Origin of the sequence: Mycolicibacterium aichiense (assembly GCF_010726245.1) — a bacterium.
Classification (GTDB): Bacteria; Actinomycetota; Actinomycetes; order Mycobacteriales; family Mycobacteriaceae; genus Mycobacterium; species Mycobacterium aichiense.
Window position 1 is genome coordinate 3,040,998 of sequence record NZ_AP022561.1, and the last position, 25,646, is coordinate 3,066,643.

25 protein-coding genes are annotated in these 25,646 nt (G+C 68.1%); 11 read left to right on the forward strand and 14 right to left on the reverse strand.

Features of this window, described 5'->3' with window-relative positions; genetic code table 11:
• Nucleotides 1-32: 32 nt before the first annotated feature.
• Both G6N32_RS14800 and G6N32_RS14805 read right to left on the reverse strand, forming a co-directional pair.
• A complete protein-coding gene (locus G6N32_RS14800) occupies nt 33-914 on the reverse strand; it encodes a sterol desaturase family protein (protein ID WP_115321237.1) in 882 nt (293 codons plus the stop codon).
• Between the two features lie 108 nt (nt 915-1,022).
• Complete coding sequence (locus G6N32_RS14805) at nt 1,023-2,576, reverse strand: carboxylesterase/lipase family protein (protein ID WP_115320231.1); 1,554 nt, start codon at nt 2,574-2,576, stop codon at nt 1,023-1,025.
• Between the two features lie 161 nt (nt 2,577-2,737).
• On the opposite strand from G6N32_RS14805, the gene G6N32_RS14810 reads away from it, so the two are divergent.
• Both G6N32_RS14810 and G6N32_RS14815 read left to right on the forward strand, forming a co-directional pair.
• Nucleotides 2,738-3,082, forward strand: coding sequence for a DMT family transporter (locus tag G6N32_RS14810; RefSeq protein ID WP_115320232.1), 345 nt, complete (start codon nt 2,738-2,740; stop codon nt 3,080-3,082).
• Complete coding sequence (locus G6N32_RS14815; RefSeq protein ID WP_102806495.1) at nt 3,082-3,405, forward strand: DMT family transporter; 324 nt, start codon at nt 3,082-3,084, stop codon at nt 3,403-3,405. The genes G6N32_RS14810 and G6N32_RS14815 overlap by 1 nt, the downstream gene beginning before the upstream one ends.
• On the opposite strand, the gene G6N32_RS14820 is transcribed toward G6N32_RS14815, so the two are convergent.
• Nucleotides 3,374-4,567, reverse strand: a complete 1,194-nt coding sequence (locus G6N32_RS14820; RefSeq protein WP_115320233.1) for an MFS transporter — start codon at nt 4,565-4,567, stop codon at nt 3,374-3,376. The genes G6N32_RS14815 and G6N32_RS14820 overlap by 32 nt on opposite strands.
• A gap of 30 nt (nt 4,568-4,597) precedes the next feature.
• Between G6N32_RS14820 and malQ the strand changes: the two genes are divergently transcribed.
• The 5 genes from malQ (at nt 4,598) to G6N32_RS14845 (ending at nt 9,572) form a co-directional block, all read left to right on the forward strand.
• Nucleotides 4,598-6,739, forward strand: coding sequence for a 4-alpha-glucanotransferase (gene malQ / locus G6N32_RS14825; protein WP_410432641.1), 2,142 nt, complete (start codon nt 4,598-4,600; stop codon nt 6,737-6,739).
• A gap of 2 nt (nt 6,740-6,741) precedes the next feature.
• Nucleotides 6,742-7,239 carry an NUDIX hydrolase gene (locus G6N32_RS14830; protein WP_115320235.1) on the forward strand — a complete coding sequence of 166 codons (498 nt, stop codon included), beginning with the start codon at nt 6,742-6,744 and terminating at the stop codon, nt 7,237-7,239.
• A gap of 9 nt (nt 7,240-7,248) precedes the next feature.
• On the forward strand, nt 7,249-8,130 hold the full coding sequence (locus G6N32_RS14835) for an LLM class F420-dependent oxidoreductase (RefSeq protein ID WP_115320236.1): 882 nt from the start codon (nt 7,249-7,251) through the stop codon (nt 8,128-8,130).
• Nucleotides 8,127-8,582 carry a nuclear transport factor 2 family protein gene (locus tag G6N32_RS14840; RefSeq protein WP_115320237.1) on the forward strand — a complete coding sequence of 152 codons (456 nt, stop codon included), beginning with the start codon at nt 8,127-8,129 and terminating at the stop codon, nt 8,580-8,582. The genes G6N32_RS14835 and G6N32_RS14840 overlap by 4 nt, the downstream gene beginning before the upstream one ends.
• 87 nt (nt 8,583-8,669) lie before the next feature.
• Complete coding sequence (locus G6N32_RS14845; protein ID WP_115320238.1) at nt 8,670-9,572, forward strand: hypothetical protein; 903 nt, start codon at nt 8,670-8,672, stop codon at nt 9,570-9,572.
• Nucleotides 9,573-9,590: 18 nt separating this feature from the next.
• On the opposite strand, the gene G6N32_RS14850 is transcribed toward G6N32_RS14845, so the two are convergent.
• Genes G6N32_RS14850 through G6N32_RS14900 form a run of 11 tightly spaced genes read right to left on the reverse strand, consistent with a single transcriptional unit; the run spans nt 9,591 to nt 21,239 of the window.
• Nucleotides 9,591-10,628 carry an isopenicillin N synthase family dioxygenase gene (locus G6N32_RS14850; protein ID WP_115320239.1) on the reverse strand — a complete coding sequence of 346 codons (1,038 nt, stop codon included), beginning with the start codon at nt 10,626-10,628 and terminating at the stop codon, nt 9,591-9,593.
• Nucleotides 10,625-11,224 carry a hypothetical protein gene (locus G6N32_RS14855; protein WP_115320240.1) on the reverse strand — a complete coding sequence of 200 codons (600 nt, stop codon included), beginning with the start codon at nt 11,222-11,224 and terminating at the stop codon, nt 10,625-10,627. Before G6N32_RS14855 ends, G6N32_RS14850 begins: the two co-directional genes overlap by 4 nt.
• Nucleotides 11,206-12,216, reverse strand: coding sequence for an allantoicase (locus tag G6N32_RS14860; RefSeq protein ID WP_115320241.1), 1,011 nt, complete (start codon nt 12,214-12,216; stop codon nt 11,206-11,208). The genes G6N32_RS14855 and G6N32_RS14860 overlap by 19 nt, the downstream gene beginning before the upstream one ends.
• Nucleotides 12,213-12,959, reverse strand: coding sequence for an aspartate/glutamate racemase family protein (locus tag G6N32_RS14865; RefSeq protein ID WP_115320242.1), 747 nt, complete (start codon nt 12,957-12,959; stop codon nt 12,213-12,215). Before G6N32_RS14865 ends, G6N32_RS14860 begins: the two co-directional genes overlap by 4 nt.
• A complete protein-coding gene (gene allB / locus G6N32_RS14870) occupies nt 12,956-14,302 on the reverse strand; it encodes an allantoinase AllB (RefSeq protein WP_115320243.1) in 1,347 nt (448 codons plus the stop codon). The genes G6N32_RS14865 and allB overlap by 4 nt, the downstream gene beginning before the upstream one ends.
• A complete protein-coding gene (locus G6N32_RS14875; protein ID WP_115320244.1) occupies nt 14,299-15,132 on the reverse strand; it encodes an N-acyl homoserine lactonase family protein in 834 nt (277 codons plus the stop codon). The genes allB and G6N32_RS14875 overlap by 4 nt, the downstream gene beginning before the upstream one ends.
• 5 nt (nt 15,133-15,137) lie before the next feature.
• Nucleotides 15,138-16,718 carry an ABC transporter substrate-binding protein gene (locus G6N32_RS14880; RefSeq protein WP_115320245.1) on the reverse strand — a complete coding sequence of 527 codons (1,581 nt, stop codon included), beginning with the start codon at nt 16,716-16,718 and terminating at the stop codon, nt 15,138-15,140.
• Nucleotides 16,715-17,356 (reverse strand): cysteine hydrolase family protein, encoded by a 642-nt coding sequence (locus G6N32_RS14885; RefSeq protein ID WP_115320246.1) that lies wholly within the window; start codon nt 17,354-17,356, stop codon nt 16,715-16,717. Before G6N32_RS14885 ends, G6N32_RS14880 begins: the two co-directional genes overlap by 4 nt.
• On the reverse strand, nt 17,357-18,361 hold the full coding sequence (locus tag G6N32_RS14890) for an ABC transporter permease (protein ID WP_115320247.1): 1,005 nt from the start codon (nt 18,359-18,361) through the stop codon (nt 17,357-17,359).
• A gap of 11 nt (nt 18,362-18,372) precedes the next feature.
• Nucleotides 18,373-19,242 (reverse strand): ABC transporter permease, encoded by an 870-nt coding sequence (locus G6N32_RS14895; RefSeq protein WP_115320248.1) that lies wholly within the window; start codon nt 19,240-19,242, stop codon nt 18,373-18,375.
• On the reverse strand, nt 19,242-21,239 hold the full coding sequence (locus tag G6N32_RS14900) for a dipeptide ABC transporter ATP-binding protein (protein ID WP_115320249.1): 1,998 nt from the start codon (nt 21,237-21,239) through the stop codon (nt 19,242-19,244). The genes G6N32_RS14895 and G6N32_RS14900 overlap by 1 nt, the downstream gene beginning before the upstream one ends.
• A 218-nt stretch (nt 21,240-21,457) precedes the next feature.
• Between G6N32_RS14900 and G6N32_RS14905 the strand changes: the two genes are divergently transcribed.
• From G6N32_RS14905 to G6N32_RS14920, 4 genes are all read left to right on the forward strand, one after another.
• Nucleotides 21,458-22,123 carry a TetR/AcrR family transcriptional regulator gene (locus G6N32_RS14905; RefSeq protein WP_115320250.1) on the forward strand — a complete coding sequence of 222 codons (666 nt, stop codon included), beginning with the start codon at nt 21,458-21,460 and terminating at the stop codon, nt 22,121-22,123.
• Between the two features lie 9 nt (nt 22,124-22,132).
• Complete coding sequence (locus G6N32_RS14910; protein ID WP_115320251.1) at nt 22,133-23,605, forward strand: serine/threonine-protein kinase; 1,473 nt, start codon at nt 22,133-22,135, stop codon at nt 23,603-23,605.
• A 9-nt stretch (nt 23,606-23,614) separates the two neighbouring features.
• The gene (locus G6N32_RS14915; RefSeq protein ID WP_115320252.1) at nt 23,615-25,099 is read left to right on the forward strand and encodes a cryptochrome/photolyase family protein; all 1,485 of its coding nucleotides are present in this window, start codon (nt 23,615-23,617) and stop codon (nt 25,097-25,099) included.
• 130 nt (nt 25,100-25,229) lie between these two features.
• Nucleotides 25,230-25,643 (forward strand): hypothetical protein, encoded by a 414-nt coding sequence (locus G6N32_RS14920; RefSeq protein ID WP_115320253.1) that lies wholly within the window; start codon nt 25,230-25,232, stop codon nt 25,641-25,643.
• Nucleotides 25,644-25,646: the final 3 nt, after the last annotated feature.

Below are 25,646 nucleotides of genomic sequence, written 5' to 3' on the forward strand. Positions count from 1 at the left end.
GCTCCATCCTCGGGTGGCGGCACCGATGTTGACTAGCTTGCGGCCACCGTAGTCGCCGGCCGCCGGGTGGTGCGGGGCGCCCAGCCGGGCGGACCGAAGATGTAACCCAGCCGGTCACGCCAGCGGCGCGCCGAGCGGACGTCGCGCGCGATCGCCGCGTACTCGTGGGTCTGCAATGTCCAGATGTTGAATGTGGTGACCGGCTTGGTGAGGCCGTAGTGCGGGCGGAACAGTTCGGGCGCAAATGTGCCGAACAGGCGATCCCAGATGATGAGGATGCCGCCGTAGTTCTTGTCGAGATACTCCGGGTCCATCCCGTGATGCACGCGGTGATGCGACGGCGTGTTGAACACGAACTCGAAGGGCCGCGGCAGCTTGTCGATGCGCTCGGTGTGGATCCAGAACTGGTAGATCAGACTGATCGAGAAGCTGGTGAACACCATCCAGGGCGGAACACCCAAGAGCGGCAACGGAATCCACATGATGATCTCGCCGCTGTTGTTCCACTTCTGCCGCAGCGCGGTCGCGAAGTTGAAGTATCGGCTGGAGTGGTGCGCCTGGTGGGTGGCCCAGATCAGCCGGACCCGGTGGGCGGTGCGGTGGTAGGCGTAGAACAGCACGTCCACCCCGACGATCGCGACCACCCACGTGTACCACTTGGTCGGCGAGAGGTGCCACGGCGCGACGTAGGCGTAGAGCGCGGCGTAGCCCAGCAGAGCCAGGAATTTCCAGACACCCATCGTCGCGACCGACATGAGGCCCATCGAGATCGAGGCCCACGCGTCGCGCGCGTGATAGGCGCCGGACGCGGGCTGTTCGGCTTCGGTCAGGCGCTCGAGCTTGCGGGCCGCGGTCCATTCGAGAATGAGCAGCAGGAGGAAGAACGGGATTGCGAACAGCACCGGCTCACGCATCTGCGGCGGGAGAACGGACAACAGTTCACCGATTCGATCCACGCGACACCTCCCGGGCGGGAGTCTAACGCGTTGCGGCCGCGTTGTTAGACACGGTGTCAAGAAGGCTCAGCGAAAGCTGAGTACCTCGCTGCCCCACGTCTCGCGGATCGGCCGGTCCAGGTCATCGACGACGCGGTCCCGGCGATCGATGACCAGCGTCGCGCGGTCATCGAGGCGATACGGCGCCCAGTGCGGGTGACCGAGCGGCAGGTTGGGGTCGCCGGTGGCCGCGAACGCCGTCCAGCGCGCGCGCATCCGCTCGGACAGTTCCTCGCCGGTCTTGAGCCCGCCGAGTTTGAACGTGACGTCGCGCGGACCCGAGATCAGATTGCCCCACACGTAGATCAGCTCGGTGGCGTGCGCGGCGCCCAGCCGGATCGTCTTGAACAGTGGTGTGGCCCAATCGAATCGGTAGAGGTAGACCGGCGCAACGGAGGTGTGCCCCTCAGCGAACCACACCGTCGGCATCCGGAAGCCGACGTCGCTGGCCACCCCGAGACTGCGGGTACGTGCCATTCTGGCGGGGTACGCCGAACTGACCTGATCGGCGGTCGGGAGCTGCAGGTCCGGCTGGTCGTTGGCCATCTCGTTGAACATCGTCCGGACCGACTTGGGCGCGATGGGCATCAACGGTGAGCGCATCAACCGGAAGAGGGCGGCCTCGTCCTTGTTGGTACCGATCAGCAGCGGCACCGGATGGGTTTTGCCTGCCCTGGCCAGCGTCACCGGGTAGTCCGGCACCAGATCACCGTCCACGGTGGGTGCGAATGCCAGCAGTCCGGGCGTGGTGGCCGGAACATGGTCGAACAGATGCTGTGATGCGTCGACCAGAGTTTCGAGGGGCGCGCGGTGCGCCTCATCCGCTGTCATGCCGAGCCTGTCCAGGAACAGCTCGGCGACGGCGCCGGCGCGCTCGCCGCCGTAAATGGACGTGGCTGGTGCGCTTTGGACGATCGCACGGGAGAACAATCCGGCTGCCTCCGGCACCGCCAGCAGGGTGGTGGTGATCGCGGCTCCGGCGGATTCACCGAACAACGTCACCCGGTCCGGGTCGCCGCCGAACTCGGCGATGTTCTCCTGCACCCAGCGCAGCGCGGCCAGCACGTCGCGCAGTGCGACGTTGCTGTCGAACCCCGCCGACGAGAGATCGAGGAAACCCAGCGCGCCGAGCCGGTAGTTGATCGTGACGACGACGACATCGGAACCGGTGGCCAGCACGGTGCCGTCGTACATCGGCTGGCTGCCCGACCCGAAGATGTAGGCGCCGCCGTGCACCCACACCATCACCGGCTTGGGCTCGCCGGTGGCCGCTGTCCCGGTCTCCAACGGCGCCCAGATGTTGAGGAACAGGCAGTCCTCGTCGGCGCGGGTGCCCAAGCCCATCGGGATCGGGCTGCGCGGCTGCGGACTGACCGGACCGAATGTCGTCGCGTCGGCAACCTCGGTCCACGGCTGCGGGGCAACGGGTGCCCGCCAGCGCAGGTCTGCGACCGGCGGGGCGGCATAGCGAATGCCTTTCCAGGTCTTGACCCGGCCGTCGTCGGCCCCGCGGACCGGCCCGTAGCGGGTCTCGACGATCGGGTTGTCCACGATCGGCCGCACGCTCGCATCCGCTGTCATCGTTGTCCTCCTGCCACAGAAGTGCGTGTCGATGAACGACACCACCCATCCACGCTACCGACGGGTAACGCACCCGGGCGTGCGGCGGCTGGTCTATCCGGTCACCGCCGCGGCCAGCTATGACGGCGGCCACAGGATTGCGCCCAGCTATCCTGACCCGCGTGCGGAAATGGGCGCTCCTGTTGGCCGCTATCACCGTGGAGGTCACCGGCACCCTGTCGCTGCGCGCGTCACAGGACCATTCGGCGTGGCTGGTCTTGGTGGTGTCCGGCTATCTCGCCTCGTTCTACTTCCTGGCGTTGGTGCTGCGGGCCGGTATGCCGGTCGGGGTGGCCTATGGCGTCTGGGGCGCGGTGGGAACCGCGGCGACGGCGATTCTGGCAGCGGTGATCTTCGGCGACCCGTTCACGGTCCCGATCGTCGCCGGGATCGGGTTGATCATCGCCGGCGTCCTGCTCGTAGAGCTCGGTTCGCGCAATCACGCCGGCGAGGAGGGCACGCCGTGATGTGGCTGACGCTGGCCGGGGCCATCCTCATCGAGGTGTGCGCGACCCTGTGCCTGCGCGCCTCGGACGGTTTCCGCAAGAAGGCGTGGGTCGCGCCGATGCTGCTCGGCTATCTGGTGTCGTTCACGCTGCTGTCGGTGACCCTGTCGCTGGGCATGCCGGTCGGGGTCGCCTACGGCGTGTGGTCGGCGGCCGGTGTCGCGCTGATCGCGGTGATCGCCCGGGTGGTGTTCGCCGAGCCCCTCACCCCGCTGATGATGGGCGGCATCGCGCTGATCATCGCGGGTGTGCTCACGATCGAACTGACCGGTGCCGTGGGCTGAGGGCCCGGGCCAGCAGTACCGCCGCCAGTCCGGCCAGCGGGACGGTCAGTAGACCGGCGCGCAACGACACGGCGTCGGCGAGCGCCCCCACGAGGATCGGCGATCCGAGGAATCCCACTCGCATCAGCCACGTCAGCACCGTCAGCCCGGTGCCCGGCCGCAGTCCGGGAAGCTCGTCGGCGGCGTGCATGGCACCGGGCACCAGGGTGGCCGAACCGAATCCGGCGGCGGCGAACCCCGCGATGGTGCCCGGGATGCCGGGGAACGCCAGGGCGCCCGCCATCCCGACGGCGACGATCACGCCGCCGGCCCGGGCGACCGTGCACGGCCCCCACCGGTCGGTCAGCCGGTCGCCGACAAGACGGCCGATGAACTGGAAGCCGACCAGGGCGACATAGCCGAGCGCGGCGAGCGCAGCGGGTGCCGACAGCGAATCTCGCAGATACAACGTGGCCCACGAACTGCCCGCGTCCTCTACTGCGGCGCCGGCGATCGCAATGGCCACCAGCGCGGCCAACGCCACATAGACGCTGCGACCCGCCGGGGCGGTGGCCCGCTCGCCCGGCCGGGGTTCGGCGTGGTCATGGTCGGGGCCTGGCAGCAGGTACCGGTAGGCGACCAGGCACACCGCGCCGAACAGTAGCGCCGAAGCCGAGAGCTGCACGGCGCGGGGAATGCCGAGATAGATTGCGCCTGCGCCGATCAGGCCGCCGAGCACCGCGCCCGACGACCACACCGCATGCAGCGAGTTGATGATGAAGCGGCCGTACGCGCGTTGCACGCGCAGCCCGTGCACGTTCTGGGCGACGTCGGTCACCGAGTCGGCCGCACCGGCGCAGAACAGCGCGGCCGCCAGCGTCAGCCCGGTGGGTGCCAGGCCGGCGAGCACGGTGAACGCGGCGAGCAGCAGAGAACTCGCGACCGCGACCACCGAGGAACGGTAGCGGCGGACCAGGGCGGCGGCGGTCACCCCGGTCAGGAGCGCGCCCGCCGAGAACGCGGCCACCGCCAGACCGAAAGCCGAGTTGGACAGGCCGAGGTCGGCCTTGATCTCGGGGAAGCGCGGCAGCAGATTGGCGAACAGCGCGCCGTTCGTCAGGAACAGGGCGGCGCTGGCGATGCGGGCTCGCCGATTTCGTACAGCGAGTCCGGGGCCGCCCATGTGAGGCGAGGTTACGGGCAACCAAGCAAGATGGCACACATGACTGCTTCGTCGCTGGCCGAACTCGCCCATCGGTTCGGTGTGGCCACCGAGTATTACGACTGGACCGGGCGGTCCGTGCCGGTCGAGGAGGACACCCTGGTGGCGGTGCTGGCCGCGCTCGGTGTGCAGGCCGGGACCGAAGAGGGCCGCGCCGCAGCGCTTTCGGCAGACGACACCCGGTATTGGTCCCGGTCACTGCCGCCGACGATCATCGGCCGCGCCGACAGTGAAACGTCGTTCTGGGCGCATGTCACCCATGGTGACCCGGCGCACGTCTGGGTCCGGCTGGAGGATGGCACGGTGCGCACCGGGGTGCGCCAAGCCGACAACTTCACTCCACCGCACGACCTGGACGGAAGGCTGGTGGGTGAAGCGACGTTCGTGCTGCCCGCCGATCTGCCGCTGGGCTATCACAGCGTCCACTTGAGCTCGGGCGGTCAGGAATTCAGCACGCCGCTGATCGTCACCCCGGCCTGGCTGGGTCTGCCTGCCCGGCTCGGCGCGCGGCGGGCGTGGGGCCTGGCCACCCAGATCTACAGTGTGCGCTCCGAAAACTCCTGGGGTGTCGGCGATCTCGGTGATCTCACCGACCTCGCCGTGTGGGCCGGGGCGCGTCACGGGGCCGGCTACATCCTGGTCAACCCGCTGCAGGCGGCCGCACCCACCCGGCCCATGGAACCCTCCCCCTACCTGCCGACATCCCGGCGGTTCACCAATCCGATCTACCTGCGGGTCGAGTCCGTTCCCGAGTTCGCTCAGCTGCCCAAGCGTGGCCGGGTGTGGAAGTTGCGGGCCGCGGTCCAGGCCCGGTCACGCAAGATCGACGCCATCGACCGCGACTCGGCGTGGGCGGCGAAACGTACTGCACTGAAAGCGATTTACCGGGTGCCGCGGTCGGCGGGCCGTGAGCTCGCCTTCGAGGCCTTCAAACAGCGGGAAGGCCGGGCCCTCGACGACTTCGCCACCTGGTCGGCGCTGGCCGAGAAGTACGGCGGCAACTGGCGGAAGTGGCCGAAAGGCCTGCGCCATCCGGCCGGCCCCGACGTGGCCGAGTTCGTCCACCGGCACGGCTCGGCGGTGGAGTTCCACCGCTGGCTGCAGTGGCAGCTCGACGATCAGCTGGCCGCCGCGCAGTCCCAGGCCGTCCGCACCGGGATGGCGCTGGGCATCATGCACGACCTCGCCGTCGGCGTGCATCCCGACGGAGCGGACGCCTGGGCATTGCAGAATGTGTTGGCCACCGGGGTCGCCGCCGGTGCCCCGCCCGACGAGTTCAACCAGCTCGGCCAGAACTGGTCGCAACCACCATGGCGGCCCGACCAGCTCGAAGAGCTTGGCTACCAACCCTTTCGGGATCTGATCGCGGCGATCCTGCGGCATGCCGGCGGGGTGCGGATCGATCACATCATCGGGCTGTTCCGGTTGTGGTGGATCCCGTCCGGCGCCGCGCCGACGAAGGGCACCTACGTCCGCTACAACCACGACGCGATGATCGGCATCGTCGCACTCGAAGCGCACCGGGCCGGCGCCGTCGTCGTCGGCGAGGATCTGGGCACGGTGGAACCGTGGGTGCGTGACTATCTGCGTGCTCGCGGCGTGCTGGGCACGTCGATCCTGTGGTTCGAACTGGACCGCGACGGCGGCGGCGGACCACTGCCTGCCGAGCGCTGGCGAGAGTTGTGCTTGTCCTCGGTGACCACGCACGATCTGCCGCCGACGGCCGGTTATCTCGCCGGTGAGCACGTGCGGTTGCGCGACGAGCTCGGCCTGCTCACCCGCCCCGCGGAGGAGGAACTTGCCCACGATCGTGCCGAGCAGGCGGCCTGGCTGGCCGAGCTTCGCCGGGTCGGCCTTCTCGGCGACGATGCCGACACCGAGCAGGTGATCCTGGCGCTGCATCGGTATCTGGCCCGGACCCCGTCGCGGTTGTTGGCGCTGGCGTTGACCGATGCGGTGGGCGACCGGCGCACCCAGAATCAGCCAGGCACCACCGACGAATACCCGAACTGGCGCGTCCCGCTGACCGGACCCGACGGCTCGCCACTATTGCTCGAGGATGTGCTGACCGACCCGCGGGCGCAGACGCTGGCGGCGGTGATGCAGTCCGCGACCGCGCCACACCCGCAGTAGCGATGCCGAAATACAGCGCGGGCGTGCTGCTGCACCGACACGTCGACGGCGTCGTGGAGGTGCTCATCGGACATCCCGGTGGGCCGTTCTGGGCACGCAAGGACGACGGCGCGTGGTCGATCCCCAAGGGCGAGTACGACCCCGAAACCGACGACGCGTGGGCGGCCGCACGGCGTGAGTTCGCCGAGGAGTTGGGATCTGATGTGCCGCAGGGTATCCGGATCGATTTCGATGCGGTCAAGCAGCCGAGCGGCAAGGTGTTGACGGTGTTCGCCGTCGAGACGGACCTGGATGTCACGCAGGCACAGAGCAACACCTTCAGCATGGAGTGGCCGAAGGGGTCCGGGCGAATGCAGGACTTCCCCGAACTCGACCGAGTCGGATGGTTCCCGGTGGCCCAGGCACGCCGGAAGTTACTGAAGGGCCACGTCGTGTTCCTGGACCGGCTGATGGCTCATCTGCCGGGACTGGGCGAAGGCGATCCGGAGCCCGCGGGTTAGCCTCACGACGTGAAGTTCGCCGTCGTCGCTCCCATCGCCGCGGGGGTCACCGCGAACCCCGTGTGGATGACGGAGTTCGCCCGCCATCTGGAGGCGTGTGGCTTCGAGTCGATCGTCATGGCCGAGCACACGGTGCTGGTGACGCAGTACACCAGCGTGTATCCCTACGATCCGTCCGGCCGGGTCGACGTTGCCCCGGAGTGCCCGGTGCCCGACCCGCTGGAGATGCTGGCGTTCCTGGCCGGCCAGACCACCACGTTGGGTCTGGCCACCGGGGTACTGGTGGTGCCCAATCACCATCCGGTGATGCTGGCCAAACGGGCCGCCACCGTCGACGTGTTGTCCGGCGGACGGGTGCGCCTGTGCGTCGGGGTCGGCTGGTTGCGGGAGGAGATCGAAGCCTGCGGAGCCGGTTTCACCAGCCGGGGCCGTCGCGCGGACGAGCAGATCGAGGTGCTGCGTGCGCTGTGGGCCGACAATCCCGGCGGAGTGAGCCACCACGGTGAGTTCTATGACTTCGACCACGCGATGTGCTACCCGAAACCGGTTGCAGCCGAGGGAATTCCGATTCACATCGGTGGGCACAGCCGATTGGCGGCACGGCGGGCGGGACGGCTCGGTGACGGTTTCCAGCCACTCGGGGTCGGCGGCGCCGAGCTTGCGACGCTGGTGGAGGTGATGCGACTGGCCGCCGAGGACGCCGGGCGCGACCCCGCTTCGCTCGAGTTGTCGCTGGGGCATCTGGTGACGAAGGTCGACGCCGACCGGGCGGGGCGGTTGGCCGAGGTCGGAGCCGGACGAGTGGTGCTCGGGATGCCTGCGGTCACCGAGATCAACGAAGCCAAGGACCTCCTCTCGGCCTGCGCGCAGCGATTGGGCCTGCAACCGTGAGTCTTTCGGTGCCGGATCGCCTGGCGCTGTCGGATCTGGTGCATCGCTACGCGGCGGCGGTCGACGATCGGGATGTCGAGACCGTGATCGGATTGTTTGCGGCTGACGGTGAGTTGATCCTGCCCGAACCACCGGAGATGCTGACCCCGGCGCGATCGCACCGCGGCCCTGACGCCATTCGCGAGGCGCTCGCCGCGGCGACCAGCGTCGGGCGGACCCACCACAGCATCGACTCCGAGGTGTACACGGCCGGCTCGAATCCCGATGTTGCGCAGGGGCGTATCGCGGCGACCGCACACCATTTCAACCGCCGTTCCGAGGGCTTCACCGATCTGGTGTGGTACCTGCACTACGACGACGAGTACCAGCGAGCCGAACCCGGCTGGGTGCTGAGCCGGCGTGCCCTGACGATCGATGCGATCGAGACGCGCCCCACCCGTCGGCTGAGATAGCCACCCCGATGGCCGCGAACGGCCATCTGCTGAAGATGGCCGGGCTGGGTGATGCGCCGAATGCCTGGCCGCTCATAGGTTCGGGGCATGACAGGATTCGCACGTAACAAGGTCGCCGGCGGAATACTACTGGCGTCGCTTGGCGCCGGCGCGGTGGCGGCCGCACTCGGGTCCGCACCGCAGGCGAGTGCGAGCTGCGCATCGTTTTTCGGGATCGGCAACAGCACCAACTGTTTCAGCACCCCCACCAGTGTCGCCATCGCGCTGGGTCCCGGCGCACAGGCCTACGCCCTGGGCACGCTCGGGAGCGCCATCTCGGTAGGGAAGCTTTCGTTTTCGAAGATCGAGGAAGACACCGTGTTGAATTCGGTCACCGCGCTCGGCTACAGCGCTGGCGCCTACGCCAACCGCGGCAGCCGCCTGGGCACCTCCGTGGCCGTCGGCAACGATGCGACAGCCATCTTGGCCGGCGGTGACCTGAATTTCGCGGCGGCGCTGGGCGACTCGTCGGTCGGATATGCGGGCCGGACACCGTTGGCAGACAAGGCCTTCGGCAACATCGCCATCGCCGTGGGAAGCAGCCGATACGTGGCCCAGGCCGCGGCGGAGGGCATCGGCAACATCGCACTCAATGTGTTCAGCCCGTCGTCGACCACACCGTTCGGCAGCAACGTGCTCGCCGTGGGCTCATTCAACGTTGCCGCCAGCTTCTTTTCCCGTGACAGCCAGGTCTTCGCCGGCTTCGGCGGCAAGCAGCAGACCGGCACCCGAAATGTTGCATTCAGCGGGTTTGGCCGGCGAAACGACATCGAAGCCCACGGGCCCGGGTCCATCGTGGGATCGCTGTTCCAAACCTCGACGACCGTTCTGAGGAGCGGTCCCGGCGTCACCATCAACGGCAGGTCGACGCCGATCGAAGGGCAGCACGCGGCCGCGCACCACGCACAGGTCAAGCCTGCTCACCGACTGCCGCATCGAGGTGAGCCCTGACGCCCGCAGCCTGCGCACTCAGTTGCGGGACTGCAGCGCCTGCTGGCCGAAGGTACCGGTCTCCAGCGAGCCGTCCGGCAACACCAGATCGCCACTCTCGAGCCGGGACCGCAGGTAGGCAAACGTCTGCGCGGTCTGGGCGAACAGGTGCTCGCCGGCCACCAAAGCCGGTCGTGACTCCTCGTCTGCGGTGACGAACTGCGGCAGCGGCTGCACCACCGTGTGGTAGTCGACGTTGAAGAACAGCGGGAACGAGTACCGCTCCTGCTTGACCTTGCGCACCCGATGCGACGTGGCGACGAAGGCCCCGTTGGTCCACAGTTCGAGCATGTCGCCGACGTTGACCACGAACGTTCCGGGAATCGGTGGGACGTCGATCCATTCCCCGGCGCCGTTGAGGACTTCGAGCCCGGGCGCGGTGGGCTTGAGCAGTGTGAAGCACTCGTAGTCGGTGTGTGCGCCGATGCCCTGGGCGTCTTCGGCGTGCGGGTTGTGCGGATAGTAGATCAGCCGCAACTGGCTCGGCGTCTTGGTGGCGTGCCGGGTGAAGGTGTCCGGATCTTCTCCGAGCGCGACGGCGAAGGCGCCCAACAGATCCTGTCCGACGCCCAGCACCGCCTGGTAGTACTCGGTGACCGTTTCGGCGAAGCCCGCAAGGTTGGGCCACACGTTGGGTCCGAGCATCGGGTTTCCCGCCAGGTGGTCGGGGTCGTCGGCGGGCAGGTCCAGTGCGGTGTCGAATGCTTCCTTGAAGTCTGGCTTGTCGCTGTAGAACCCTTCCTCACCCACCGGCACATAACCGCGATGACAGTTCGACAGCCCGATGTAGGACTTCATCTTCTCCGCCAGCGGCAGGGCGAAGAACTGTTTGGTGGCCTCCAGTAGCCGATCGAAAAGCTCGTCGCTGACCGAAGTCCCCGAGATGTAGAAGAAGCCGACGTCACGTGCCGCCGTGCCGAGTTCGGCCGCGACGCGCTCCCGGTCGGCAGGATCGGTGGACCGCAACCCGCTGATGTCGATCACAGGTACCGATTGGAATGATGTCGCCCCACTCACACTGTCACGCTTCCTTCGCTGTCGTTGATGTCCCAGGCGCTGTCGTCGTCGACTCGTAGCCGTCCTGACTGGATTCTCGGCTGCAGCCGCGCCCCGACCCGGTGTGGATGGCTGGATTCGTCGATCCGCCAACCGGTTCCGTCGACCGTCCCCAGCGAGATCTCCTGGGGGTGAGCCCAGCCGAACCGGTCCCCCACTCGCACCAGCACACCCGTCATGGCCGACGCCGACAGCACAAGTCCCCAGCAGGGTTGTGTCGCAACGGCTTCGCGCTGCCAGTGCTCGGTGTAGTCGGCGTGCACGCCGATCTCCACGAGGGTGTCACCATTCCAGCTCATCCTCCCCGCGTCGGGTAGGCCGGGTGGCTGCAGGTCGACCAGGCGGGCCCATTCGAAGACGTCGTCACGCTGGCTGAGCAGGCCGGCGAAACCCTCGCCAGGTCCGCGAAGATCGACGAACATGGAGATGCCCTGCAGCCATTGCACATTCGTGCCGATATCGCGGGAGCCGTCGGCCTCGACCAGCAGCGTGCGTCGCCACAGTCCGGTGCAGTCGGCGATCACCGGGGTCGCGAGGGTCACAGCGACGCGTCCCATCTCGAGTGCAGCTCGGCCAATCCGGATGCCGTGGGCCGGCCCAGCGCCCGCACCCGCGCGATGCCGCCGTCGGGGTAGGCCTGGACTCGAATGGCGGTGATCGCGGGGGCATCGACCACGAAGACTTGGCGTGCGTCGGCGATCAGGTGTGTGCGGGGCAGCACCACCTCGTCGAACGGCAACGCCCACCACGGCCGTCGGGCATCGGGCCGGTCACGGGTGCCGAGCACGGACACCTCGCGTGAGGCGTTGAACACGAAGTAGGAGGTGTCGATTTCAATGCGGAGCAGATCAGCGGGCGTCAGAAAGGAGATCGTCACCGCGTCATGGGTGTCGGGTCCGATGTCGCGCCGGCGCCGGGCTTCCCAGCCCGACCCCATGTTCTGCGGCCGGTCCGCGGCGATGAGCGCCCGCGCGTCGGAGTAGAACGTGTCGCTGCAGTGCTCGACGCGCCCACCGTGCTCGGCGCCGGAAACCTCGACGGTCACCCCCGACCACAGCGCCGGGTCGGGAACAGGATCGCCGTAGGCCCGCAGCCTGGCCACCCCGCCGTCAGATGCGATCACCACCTTGAGGTGGGTGTAGCGGCGCGCGTCGTCCACGGCAATCAGGTTGTGCGCGTCGGCTTTCAGAGCCGTCGACGGCGACAGCACCCGCCAGTCCACCCGTGCATCACACGGGTCGGCGCCGGCGGCCAGCGTCGCCGCGTACAGCGCGGCGCCGGTCGGATGGTTGCCGGTGAAGAACCGGGTGTCGACGTCGATGGTGTGCAGCCGGCCCGGCACTCCGAGCCGGATGATGACCCAGTCCGGCGCGGGTGCGTGCCTGCGGGTCTCCCAGCCGTCGACGACTTCGCCGCGCAAGTCGAAAGTGCCTGGCACGAAGTCGGGTTCGGCCGCGTCGATCAGCCGTTCCTTGAAACCGAACGACTCGTCGCTGGCCGCCACGACGCTGCCGCCGACCGCACGGCAGGCCAAGTCCAGTCCGGTCATGTGCGTAACCCCTGCGATAGTGGCCAGTGCGTGCGGGCGTTCTCCGGCCCGGCGGCATACACACCGGCCTTACTGGTGGACAGGTTCAGGCCGACCAGCATCTGCGCCAGACCTACTGCGGCGGCCACCCCGTCGACGGCGGGCACGCCGAGTTTCTCGGTGATCGCGGCGGTCACCCCGGCCATCCCTGCGCAACCGAGGCAGATCACGTCGGCGCCGTCCAGAGTCACCGCGCGTTCGGCTTCGGCGACGATCGCGGCGACCGCTCCGGCCGGGTCGGCATCGACCTCGGCGGTCCCGAGGCCGCACGCCCGTACCGACGCACAGTGGGCAGCCAACCCGGCCAACAGCAGTCGGTCCTCGATCGGCGCGATGGAGCGGGCCAGGGTGGTGACCACCGAGAACCTCCTGCCGATCAGCTGAGCGACGTGGGCGGCCGATTCGGCGATATCGAGCACAGGGACGTCGAGCATCTCCTGCAGCGCATCTTTGCCGTGCTCGCCGAAACCGGCCAGCACCACGGCGTCGGCGTCGAACGTTCCGGCGGCGAGCTGGGTGGCGACGACGTCCATCACCCCGACGGCGGACAGGTAACTCTCCGCAGCGGAGTCGATCGCGACGGATCCGAAAGCGGGTTGCGCGGTGACGATGTCGGTCTCGGGTGCGGCGGCCGCCCTGGCCGCGGCGTCGATCTCCGCCGTCATCGTCGCCGAGGTGTTGGGGTTGAGCACCAGAATCTTCATGCCGGCTCCCGGAGTCCGGCGGCCAGCAGGTTGCCGCGGCTGTCCTCACCGGCCGGCCGTCCGCCCCGCCAGGTCTGACGGATCGCACCGGTCAGCGCACTGCCCTCATACGGGGTCACCGGGTGACGGTGCTGAAGCTCGGCACCCCGGACCACCCACGAGGCGTCGGGGTCGAACACACAGAAGTCGGCGCGTCTGCCTGGGGCGATCGCTCCCCGGTCGGTCATGCCGGCGAGTTCAGCGGGCGCCTGCGCCATCCACCGGGATACCTCGTGCACGGCGAATCCGCGCCGGCGCGCCTGGGTCCACAGCGCGGGCAGTGCGATCTGCAGCGAGCTGATCCCACCGAAGGCCCTGCCGAAGTCACCGCCGGTGAGGTCTTTATGGTGTGGCGCGCACGGCGAGTGGTCGGATACCACCATGTCGAGCGTTCCGTCGGCCAGGGCAGCCCAGAGCAGGTCGCGGTTGTCCCCACCGCGGATGGGCGGGCAGGCTGCGAACACCGTCCCACCCTCGGGGATGGTCTCGGCGGCGAAAGTCAGATAGTGCGGGCATGTTTCGGCGGTGACGGGAAGTCCTGCCGCTTTGGCCTCGGCGATCATCGGCAGCACCTCGGCGCTCGACACGTGCACGATGTGGGCTCGGGCGCCGGTCGCGGCGACCGCGTCGAGCACCATGCGCACCGCATCCTCCTCGGCGGCGTCGGGCCGCGACCGAAGGAAGTCGTCATACGACCGCCCGGCCGGCTCCGGGCAATCTGTCAGTACCCGCTCGCTCTCGGCGTGCACCAGCAGCACTGAATCCAGTTCGGCCACAACGGCCATCGCCGTCCGAAGCTGGTCGGGGTCCAGCGGCGGAAAGTCGGCGTTTCCCGATTCGGACAGAAAGCATTTGAAGCCGAACACTCCCGCGCCGGCCAGCTCACCGAACGACTCGAGGTTGTCCGGCACGATGCCGCCCCAGAAACCGGTGTCGACATGGCAGGCGCCGTCTGCCGCGGACCGCTTGGCCTCCAACGCCGCCATCGTGGTCGTCACCGGGTCGCAGTCCAGCGGCATGTCCACCACCGTGGTGATGCCACCGGCCAACGCCGCCGCCGTCGCCGAGTCGAAGCCCTCCCAGTCGGTTCCCGGGTCGTCGATGTGCACATGGGTGTCCACCAGACCGGGCAACACCACCACATCAGGGCCGAAGACCGTTTCGCCGTCGCCGGCGAGCTTCTCGTCGACGCCGGCGACAACGCGGATCATGCCGTCCGCCAACCCGATCGCCGCGGGCCGGACCACGCCGTCGATCACCGCGCGCGGCGCGCGAATGACGTGCTCGACGGCGGCCGTGGTCACGGCGGCGGCACCGGGCCGAACCGCTCCGCGAAGGCCCTCGTCAGCTCTGGCCAGACATGCGGGTCGTGGCCGGGCACCAGCTCGTATCCCTTGTCGGTGGCCAGCCTCTTCAGCTTGCGGATCGGCTCGACCGTGTCGGCCGGGTCGACGTCGATGAACCCGCCGATCGCCAACTCGTGCTCGATGTTCTCGGTGAGGTCGGCGGCGTCGAACGCGAACACGAACCCGCCGCCGCCCACCGACTCGTCGAGATCGACGACGAAGCTCTGATGCCCCGGCGTGTGCCCGTAGGTGGGCACCGCGGTGATACCGGGCGCGATCTCGGCTTCACCGTCGGCCAGCACCCAGTCGATGCGGGGATCGTCGAAGTCGATGCGGGCGATGGCATGTCGTTCCGGCTCCGGGTGGTTCGAGAGCCCGTACTCCAGCTCGCGCCGCTGCGCATGCACCGGGACCTTGCCGGCGAACAACTTCACGCCGCCGGCGTGGTCGTGGTGCAGGTGCGACAGCGCCACGAGGTGGATGTCGTCGACGTCGATGCCGATGTCGTGCAGCGACTCCTCGATCGGCTCACCCGGCCCCGGCAGAACCGGGATGTACTCGACGGTCGGATAGAACCGCCGGTACAGCGCCGGATCCCGGATCAGCGCGGTGTTGAAGCCGGTGTCGAGCAGCACCCAGCCGCCATCGGTCTGCAACAACACCCCCGGAACCGGTTCACGCAGCCGGAGTTCCGGTGGCGAGCCGTACACCGACACCGCCTTCGGTAACTCCTCCCACCCGAGCGTCAGCAGGACGATACGACGAACCTTGCCATCTCCGAGACCCACTCGCGTCAGCCCACCGACAGCGCGGCCAACCGCAGCGAGTTCGGATCGGTCACCACGTGCGCCTGCTCGATACCCTTCAGCCACGGCTGGGCGACCATGAAATCGTTGACATTGGCGATGTTCAGCCAGCAACCGGTCTTCACCGCTTCCTCACCGGCGGTGGAGAAGTCCGCGAGGTCACCGGTGGGCAGACCCTTGGCCAACGCGTCGGTGATCGGCGGGGCCGAGCACCCGAAGAAGTTCAGGCCACCGTCGGCATCCCAGGAGATGTGCCCCCACGTGTAGGGCGACGGTGCATCAGGCCAGCCGAGGTAGGTCATGATCTCCGGTGCCGCCTGACCGTCACCGCCGACCCAGCCGTAGATCTCCGACGTCGGGTAGGCCTGGACCTTGGCATTGAGTCCGGCCGCGGCCAGCTGGGTCTGAATCAGGTTGGAAATCAACTGGTTATCGGGGTTCGATGAGTCGTAGCCGATGGTGACGGACTTCTGGTCGGCCGGCAGGCTCGCAGCCAGCGTGGTCAGAACGGACGGATCATGGGTCACCGACTGCTTGCCATACTCAGCGGCCATCATGTTCGCCGGGTAGATCTGGTCAGCCTTCTTGCCGCGGCCGAAGTAGGTCTGCTTGACCAATTCGTCGACGTCGATCGCCTGCATGACGGCGTTGCGGTTCTTCGCGTCGGTCATCATCCCCTTCTTGGGGTTGATGTAGACGAAGTTCGACATCATGGTCGGCAGTGAGTAATTCGCGAACGCCTTGTTGTCCAGATAGGACTGCACGGCCGAGGACGGCAGGTCGTGCAGGATCGCGCCGAGCTGACCGTTGTTGAACTGCAGCTGCTGCGCCGAGACGTCGGTGATCACCGGCAGTTCGACCTTCTCGAAGTACGGCTTGGCGCCCCAGTAGTCGCCGAAGGCGGTCAGCTGGTACTTCGAGCCGACCTCGGCGGCGGTCAGCGTGTACGGGCCGGTGCCCAGGTCATGGGTGGTCAGATAACCCTGCGCGTGGTCGGTGCCCCCGTTCTTCTGCAGGCCGTCAGGACTCATCATCCGCGGACCGTATGGGCAGGCCAGGTAGTCCAGGAACGCCGAGTTCGGCGCCTTGAGCGTGACGGTCACGTCGTAATCGCCCTGGGTGGTTACCGATTCGACGTCGGAGACCATGTAAGCGGGCCCCTGATTCACCGCCGCGCGCCGGTCGAAGGACGCCTTGACCGCCGCCGAGGTGAAGGGAGTGCCGTCGTGGAACTTCACCCCCTGACGCAGCTTGAAGTTGAACACCTTGTTGTCCGGCGAGGCCGTCCACTCGGTGGCCAGCAGCGGCTGGAGCTCCGCCTTGTCGGTGCCGGCCTTGTACTGCAGCAGACCCTCATAGGTGTTGGTGGTCAGCAGCAGGCCCTGGCCTGCGTAGTAGATGTCGGGGTCCGGCGGCTGGCCCGGATCCTGCAGGAACGACAGCTTCAGCACCTTGTCGGTCGGCGCCGCGTTCGGAGTGCTGCTGCCCCCGGAATTCGAACCGCCACAGGCGGTCAGAGCCAGGGCTGCGGTCGCGCCGATCGCGAGCAGCGTAGTGAGTTTCTTCATCGGGCGGCTCCTTCGAGTACCGGGGTGGTCAGGGATGCAAAGGCGTCGAGGATCTCCTCGGTGGTCCGCGTTGCGCCGGTTTGCAGGTATTCCATGGCGTCCAGTGCGGCATCGTGCCGGTAGATCGACGAACCGCCGACACAGTCGGACACCACCCGCACGTGGAAGTCGCGCTGATGGGCATCGGCGAAGGTGTAGTGCACACATACGTCGGTCAGGCCGCCGATCAGGATCAGCGTGTCGGCCTTCAGCCCGGACAGCACGATCTCGAATTCGGTTCCGATGAAACCGGAATAGCGCCGCTTGACGATGTGGAACTCGTGGTTGGGGCCGGTGAAGTCGGGTAACAGCTCGGGATGCAGCGGGGTGCCCGGCCTGCCGTCGATGCAGTGCGGTCCTTCGACACCGTCGAGTTCCCGGCCGAAGTCGATGCCGCTGGCGCGGTGCACTTCCTGGAAGAACACGATCGGGATCGTCGCGGCACGCGCGGCGGCGATCAGCTGCCGCGCCCGGCCGATTCGATCGGCGTATCCAGCCATGTGCGGGATGCCCACCTCCTCGACGGGCATGTCGCCACTTTCTTGCATGTCGACGACGACCAAGACCGGATTGCCCACTATCAGTGGCTGTTTCGGCACCTATCCTCCTGTAACTGCGATGCGGGGGTCTGCGGCGGCCTGGAGAAGATCCACGACCGTGTTGATGAAGACGTAGAGGGCGCCGAGCATCAGCGTGACGCCGGCGATCGCCGGGAAGTCGGCCACCGGAATGCTCTGAGCGATGTACTGGCCGATGCCCGGCCAGCCGAAGACCTGCTCGACCACCAGCACGCCGGCGAACATCAGGCCGACCTGCAGCCCGGTCATCGACAACGCCGAACCGACGCAGTTGCGCAGCACGTGACCGGCCACTATTCGGCTCTCCGACAAGCCTTTCGCGCGTGCGGTTCGCACATAGTCGCTGTCCATGTCGGTGAGCAGACTGGACCGAAGCACCCGGCCGATGGCGACCGCCGGGCCCAATGCCAGCACCAGGGCAGGCAGGATCAGGTGGTGCAGGGCATCGGTGACGACGTCGAAACGCCCGCTGAGCAGTCCGTCGACGGTGAGCAATCCGGTGGGGCCGGTCGGCGGATTGCTGATACCGATGCGCCCGTTGGCCGGCACCCAGCCCAGCTTCTGGTAGAAGACGATCAGCCCGAGGATGCCGAGCAGGAACATCGGCGCCGAGGACCCGGTGAACAGGATCGCCCGCAGCACAGCCGAACCGCGCCACTTCAAAGTGGTGCTGAATGCCAGCAGCACGGCCAGAACCAGTGCGATACCGATACCGTAGATGGCCAGTTCCAGGGTGGCCGGGAAGAAGCTACCGAGATCGGAGGCGACGGCGTGCCGAGTCCGGTACGACGTTCCGAGGTCGCCCTGGACCGCTCCGGTGAGGTAGTGCCAGAACTGGGTCACGATCGGATCGTTGAGGCCCAACGCTTCTCGGCGCGCGGCCACCGCCGAGGCCGACGCCTGTGCACCCATCTGGGCCTTGACCGGATCCAGTGGCGAAATATGTTGCAGCACAAACATCACGGCGGTCAGTGCGACCAGGATCACCAGCGTCGCGGCCAGTCGGGAGGCGATGAACGTTTTCACCTGCGGGCCTCCTAGCTCGTCTTCATCAGGTTGCGCAGGCTGTCACCGGCGACGTTGCCGATCACTGCGAGGACAAGGACACCCAGGCCGGGCATCACCGGCACCCACCACTGCTGCAGGAAATAGCTCAGGTTGCGGGCGGCGTCGGCGCCGAGTTCCGGGGCGGGGGCCGATTGCCCGAGGCCGAGGAACGACAGCGCAGCCAGCGTGAGGATCAACGTGCCGAGGTCGAGGCTGGCGGCCACCAGCGCATTGGGCACAGCGCCGGGCAGCAGGTGGCGGGTGGCGACCCGGACGGGTCCGACCCCGGCCAGCCGGGCGGCCTCGACGTGGGGCCGGGCCGCCAACCGCGCGACCTCACCGCGAACCAGCCTCGCGTAGAACGGCCACCACACGATCGACACCGCGATCAGGGTGTGCACGAACCCGGGTCCCAGTGCGGCGACGACGGCGATGGCCAGCACCGGCGCGGGCAGCGACAGGAAGCCGTCGGTGATCCGCATCAAGGTTGCGTCCAGCCAGCCGCCGGTCGCGCCTGCGATGAGCCCGACGAGCCCTCCGATGAGCAGCCCGACGCCGACCACCACCAGGGCCGCGAACCAGCTCGACCGGATGCCGAACAGCACGCGGCTCAAGATGTCCCGTCCGACGCTGTCGGTACCGAGCAGGAAGCCGTTCTTGCCGGGCGCCTGCAGCGGCATACCCACCGGCACCAGCGGGTCATGCGGGGCCAGCAGTGGCACGGCGACGGCGATCACCGTCACCAGCAGCAGCAACGACACACCAAGCCAATTGACGATCAGCGCACGGTCTTTCGGTAGCGCCGACATCCTCTTCGCGCGGCTGCGCAACAGTGCCGGGGCGGGGACTGCGATGGCCATCAGCGCGCCTTCCGTTCGATACAGGCGACCTGGTGCGGGCTGCCGGGAGTGCCTTCCAGGCGGACGTCGAGCTCGATGTCGCTGCAGGTGTCGATCGCGATCGGGCACCGCGGGTGGAAGGCGCAGCCGGTCGGCGGTGACAGTGGGCTGGCGGGTTCGCCTGCCAGCACCCGGCAGTCGCGACCCAGGTCGGGGATCGCGTCGACCAGCGCCTGGGTGTAGGGATGTGTCGGGCGTCCGATCACGTCTTCGGCGGGGCCGATCTCCACGATGCGCCCCAGATACATCACCGCTATGCGGTCGGCGACCACCCGCGCCACCGACAGGTCGTGGGTCACGAACACCACCGACATGTCCAGGGTGCGGCGCAGTTCGCCGATCAGGTTGAGCACCGAAGCGGCCAGCGACACATCGAGCGCGCTGGTCGGCTCGTCGCAGAGCAGCACCTGCGGCGGGATCACGGTGGCCCGCGCCAGCGAGACGCGTTGCCGCTGGCCGCCGGAGAGCTGCGCGGCCCGCGACTTGACCACATCCTGCGGAAGGCCGACTCGCTCCAGCACCGCTGCGACAGCGTCCTTGCGCTCGCTGCGTGACATCGAGGTGCCACGCAGCCGTTCACCGATCAGCTCGCCGACGGACAACCACGGTGTCAGTGAGGCACCGGCGTCTTGGAAGACCATCTGCGGGCGGGTGTCGCCGGCCAGTTCGACTTCGCCGGTGGTCGCCTTCTCCAAGCCGGCGATGATGCGCAGCAGCGTCGACTTGCCCGAGCCGCTCTCCCCGACCAGCGCCACCGACTCGCCGTGCGCGACGGTCAGCGACACTCCGCGCAGCGCCTGCAGTTTGCCCCCGGATGCCCCGGAGCGGTCCAGCCTGCGACGGCGCACGGTGAACGTCTTGGTGACGGTGCGGGCGTCGACGGCGGGCGGCTGTTCGAGAGAGATCTCGGCACGATCCGGGAAAGCCTCGACCTCGGCGGCGACGATGCCGGCCAACTCGGTGCGCATCTGCGCAGGCTCGATGATGCAGGCGCTCACCCGGTTCTCCGCGCATGCCACCGGATCCGGCGGGGTTGCGGAGCATTCGGTGCGGGCCAGCGCACACCGCGGCACGAACGCGCACCCGGGCAGTGGCGCGCTCGGGCTGGGCACCTGGCCGGCCATCGCCGCCAGCGGACGGTCCCGCGCCGTGTCCAGCGTCAACCGCGACTGCAACAGGCCGTGAGTGTAGGGATGCGCGGGAGCGGCGAGAACGTCGGCGGTGGGTCCTATTTCAGCGATCCGCCCGGCGTAGAGCACGGCGATGCGGTCGGCGATCTGCGCGGCGACGCCGAGGTCGTGGGTGATCAGAACGATGCTGCAGCCGATCTCGGCACGCAGCCGCTGCAGCAGCGCCAGCACCTGCGCCTGCACGGTCACGTCGAGTGCGGTGGTCGGCTCGTCGGCGATGATCAATTCGGGGTTCCCGGCCACCGCGATCGCGATCATCACCCGCTGGCGCAATCCGCCGGACAGTTCGTGCGGATAGGCCCGCATCCGCCGTTCGGGATCCGGAATGCCAACTGCGGTCAGCAGTTTCAGGGCCTCGTCGCTGCTGCCTGCCACTTCCTCGACTTGCTTGCCGATCCGCATCGTCGGGTTCAGCGACGTCATCGGATCCTGGAACACCGCGCCGAGGTCGAGCCGGCGAACCTTGCGCAGCTGCTTGGCAGCGCCGGTGAGCATGTCGGTTCCGCAGACCGCAACACTGCCCGCGGTCTTAGCGGAGCCGAGCAGGCCGAGCATGCTGAATCCCAGAACGCTCTTGCCCGAGCCGGATTCGCCAACCAGGCCCACGATTTCTCCGGGCGCGATCTGCAGCGACACTCCGCGCAGCGCGTGCACGTCCTTGCCGTTGCGGCGGAACGTGACACAGAGATCATCCACCGCGGCGACCACATCACCCGGCGTCGTCGCCGGTGCGTCAGGTCGCAGCGCGACACTTGCGGCGCTCGCCATGCAGAGTCTCCCGAAGGTCAGAGGGTCCACGAGGATGCGCTCATCGGTGAGCCATCAGCCTGTCGACTGACAGTTTTACGGGCCTCTCGTTGCGGTGGGTGTCGCTGGCGTAACCAAACCAAGACGGCGCGTAACCGATAGGTATCCCGCGTTTCTGTCATGTGACAGAAAATCCGCGGGTCTGTCTTTTCGCAGGTGATGTAGGTCAACATCGGACCATGGAGACGACGCGGGCGGGCCGTCCGCGCTTGACCGAACGACGCAGACCCGGCACGACCGCCCGGGACGAGATCCTCGACGCGGCGGCGGAGCTGTTCACCAGCCGCGGCTACGCCAGCACCTCGACCCGGGCCATCGCCGAGGCGGTCGGCATCCGGCAAGCCTCGCTGTACCACTACTTCAAAACCAAGGACGAGCTGCTCTCCGCGCTCCTGCACCAGACCGTGACGCCGACCCTTACGTTCCTGTCCGGGCTCGAACAGGGCAGCGACCCACGCTCGGCCGCAGCGACCTTGCACGCCCTGGCCGCCTTCGACGGCGCCCAGCTGCTGACCTCACAGTGGAACCTGGGTGCTCTCTACCTGTTGCCCGAGCTCCGGGAAGCGCGGCTGGCCACCTTCTGGACAGAGCGTGAGCGACTGCGACAGGCCTACCTCGACCTCAGCCGCGCTGTCCTGGCGGCGACCGGGATCACCGACGACGCGGCCGACCTCCCCTTCCGTCTGGTCGAGTCCCTGGTGAACATGTGGATACCGCCACCACACCCGGACCCCGCCGCGCTCGCCCGCCACGTTGCCGATGCCTGCCTGCGCGTCCTCGGGGTCACCGAGGACCAGCTGGCTGCGCTCAGCGCGTCCGAACCCGCCAGGGCAGGACATTTGTAGTATCAGCCCATGCCGCTGGCCGAAGGCGAGACATTCGCGGGCTATACGATCCTGCGATTGCTGGGCGCGGGCGGGATGGGTGAGGTGTACCTGGCTCAGCATCCCCGGCTCCCGCGCCGCGACGCCCTCAAGGTGTTACCGGCCTCGGTGAGCAGCGACGCCGAATACCGGGCGCGGTTCGAACGTGAAGCCGACATCGCAGCCACGCTCTGGCACCCCCACATCGTCGGCGTCCACGACCGGGGCGAGACCGACGGCCAGCTGTGGATCGCCATGGACTTCGTCGACGGCAATGACGCCGGCGATCTGTTGAAGAACTTCCCCACCGGACTGCCGCAGGCCGAGGTGCTCAAGATCGTCACCGCGGTGGCCGAGGCGCTGGACTACGCCCACCAACGCCATCTGCTGCACCGCGACGTCAAGCCCGCCAACATCCTGGTGTCCAAGCAGGAAACCGGCGAGGAGCGGATCCTGTTGGCGGACTTCGGGATTGCCCGGTGGGACAACGATGCCAGTGGGTTGACCCAAACCAATATGACGGTCGGCACGGTGTCCTACGCCGCCCCGGAACAGCTGATGGGCCGCGACCTCGACGGGCGCGCCGACCAGTATGCGCTGGCGGCCACTGCCTACCACCTGCTCACCGGCACCCCGCCGTTTCCGCATTCCAATCCCGCCGTGGTGATCAGCCAGCACCTGTCGGCGTTGCCGCCGAGCCTGGCCGACCACCGCCCCGAGCTGGCGAACCTCGACGGAGCGCTGCGCAAGGCGCTGGCCAAGGACCCTGCGGAGCGGTTCGACCGCTGTGTGGACTTCGCGCGCGCCCTGGCCCACCACATCACCACCCCGGCGTCGGGTGACGGCCTGGCCGACCCCGACGCCGACGCCACCCGGCTGACCCCGATCACCGATGCGGCGCCCAGCGGCGCGCCGGCCCCGCAGTCCCACAATCGGTGGCTCAAGGTCCTGCTCCCGGTCCTGGCGGTGCTGCTGGTCGGCGGTGTCGCGATCGCCTTCGTCGCCGGGCGCGACCGCGGGGAGGACGTTGCCGTCCAGGACCTCCGCACCGCCACCACGACCGCGACCAGCCCGCTGGTCCCGCCGCCCCCACCGCCGGCCGCGACGACGACACCACCGGCCACCGCGACGACGACCGAGACGTCCGAGGCGACCGACACCGACACCGTCACTGTCGAGCCGACCCCCACCGCGGTGATCGGCTCGGACTGCACCGAACCGGGCGCGACCGGAACCACCGCCGACGGCGCGACCGCCTATTGCACGAAGTTGCAGTACACCAACCGCTATCTGTGGTCGGTGCATTCCGACGAGATCCCGAATCCGGTGGTCACGTCGTCGCCGACTTCTCCCATTGCGGCTCCGCCGACCGAGACCGAGTCCCCGGTCCGTGTGTGTATGCAGGAAACCGGGCATACCCGCTTGCGATGTGCCGAGGAGATATTGCGCGGCAACGGCGGCTAGCACCCGACGATGAGCGCTGACGACACTCCGCTGTGGCTGTTCGCCGATCAGCTCGGGCGGGAGTTCTACGGCGGTGAACACGCGCAGCGTCCGGTGTTGCTGGTCGAGGCGACCTCCGCACTGCGACGGCGCCGCTTTCACCGGCAGAAGCTGCACCTGGTGTTGTCCGCCGTGCGGCACGCCGCGGCCGATCTGGGTGAGCGGGCAACCCTGGTGCGCGCCGAGACCTACACCGCGGCGTTGCGCGATTACGGCAAGCCGGTGCTGGTGCACGAACCGACATCGTTCGCCGCCGATCGCTTCGTGCGGCGCCTCCAGCGCGACGGAATGGTTGCCGAGGTGTTGCCCACCCCGGGATTTGCGTTGTCGAGAACCGACTTTCGACGGTGGGCCGGGGATCGGCGCCGGTTCCGGATGGAGGACTTCTACCGCGAGCAGCGCAGGCGGTTCAGCGTGTTGATGGACGGTTCCGAGCCGGTGGGCGGGCGGTGGAACTTCGACGCCGAGAACCGCGAGCCCCCACCCAAGAACGGTGCATCGATCGGCGTCGATGCGCCGTACCACCCGCGCGAAGACGATATCGACGACCAGGTGCGCCGCGACCTGGATGCGATGGATCTACCAACGGTCGGCGTCGACGGGCCGCGGCTGTTCGCGGTCACCCCGGCCGAGGCCCGCCGGGCGCTGACGAGGTTCATCGAGCGTCGGCTGCCGCTGTTCGGCCGGTACGAGGACGCCATGATGGGCGGCGACTGGGCGATGTCGCATTCGCTGCTGTCGGTGCCGCTGAACCTCGGGGTGCTGCACCCGCTGGACGCCGTGCACGCCGCCGAACAGGCCTACCGGGACGGCACCGCCCCACTGGCCGCGACCGAGGGGTTCATCCGCCAGATTCTGGGGTGGCGGGAGTACATGTGGCACCTGTACTGGCACTTCGGCCCGGCTTATCTGGACAACAACGCCCTGTCCGCCGACACCCCGCTGCCGGCCTGGTGGGCCGAACTCGACGCCGACTCGGTCACCGCCGAATGCCTGCGCCAGGCGCTCGGCGGTGTGCGCGACCGCGGGTGGGCGCACCACATCCAGCGGCTGATGGTGTTGGGCAGCCACGCGCTGCAGCGCGGTTACCAGCCGCGGGCGTTGACCGAGTGGTTCGCCACCGCGTTCGTCGACGGCTTCGCGTGGGTGATGCCGACGAATGTGGTCGGGATGAGCCAGCACGCCGACGGCGGCCTACTGGCCACCAAGCCGTACACCTCCGGTGGTGCCTACGTGAACAAGATGAGCGATCACTGCCGCTCGTGCAGCTTCGACCCCAAGGTCCGCCTCGGGCCGAACGCGTGCCCCTTCACCGCGGGATATTGGGGGTTCGTGCATCGCCACCAGGACCTGCTGGCCGGCAACAACCGCACCGCGCGCGCGGTGTCCTCGATGGCGCGGCTGACCGACCTGGACGCCGTCGTCGAGCAGGAACGACACCGGGAGACGTTCTAGTCACACACCGGTGAAACGAATCCATGCCCTTGTGGCGATAGAGGTCGCAAGAGGCTGGTGTGATCTGCTCGCAGAGCGACTTCCAAGCTCCCTGGGCTATGTTCGACCGCAGACACAGACGGAGGTTGGAGTGAAAAGGCTCATCCTGGTGGCCGCCGGCGCGCTTGCCGCAAGTTCGGCAGCAGCCGCCCTCAGCATGGGGTCCAGCAGCGCCGACCCCAATGCCGGCGGCACGATGAACATCCTCGGCGAACCGTATTACAAGGCGGTCGCGATCCTGCACGCTCAAGGCATCTCGACGGTCTTCGGCGGCTCGGTGGGCAGTGACGTTCCGCAGGCCAAGTGCATCGTGCAAAGCCAGAAATACCTGGCCAGCGGCAAGATGTCGCTGATGCTGAACTGCACCAAGGCCGCCCAGCCCGACGCGCCTGCACCCAGCGCACCGGGTACGGCGCCCGCCCAGCAGATCCCGTCCGACGGTGGTTCGCGCCCGACTCCGGGTGCTCCCGGAACCGTCATCGTGACGCCGACTCAGGTCGGCTGAGCC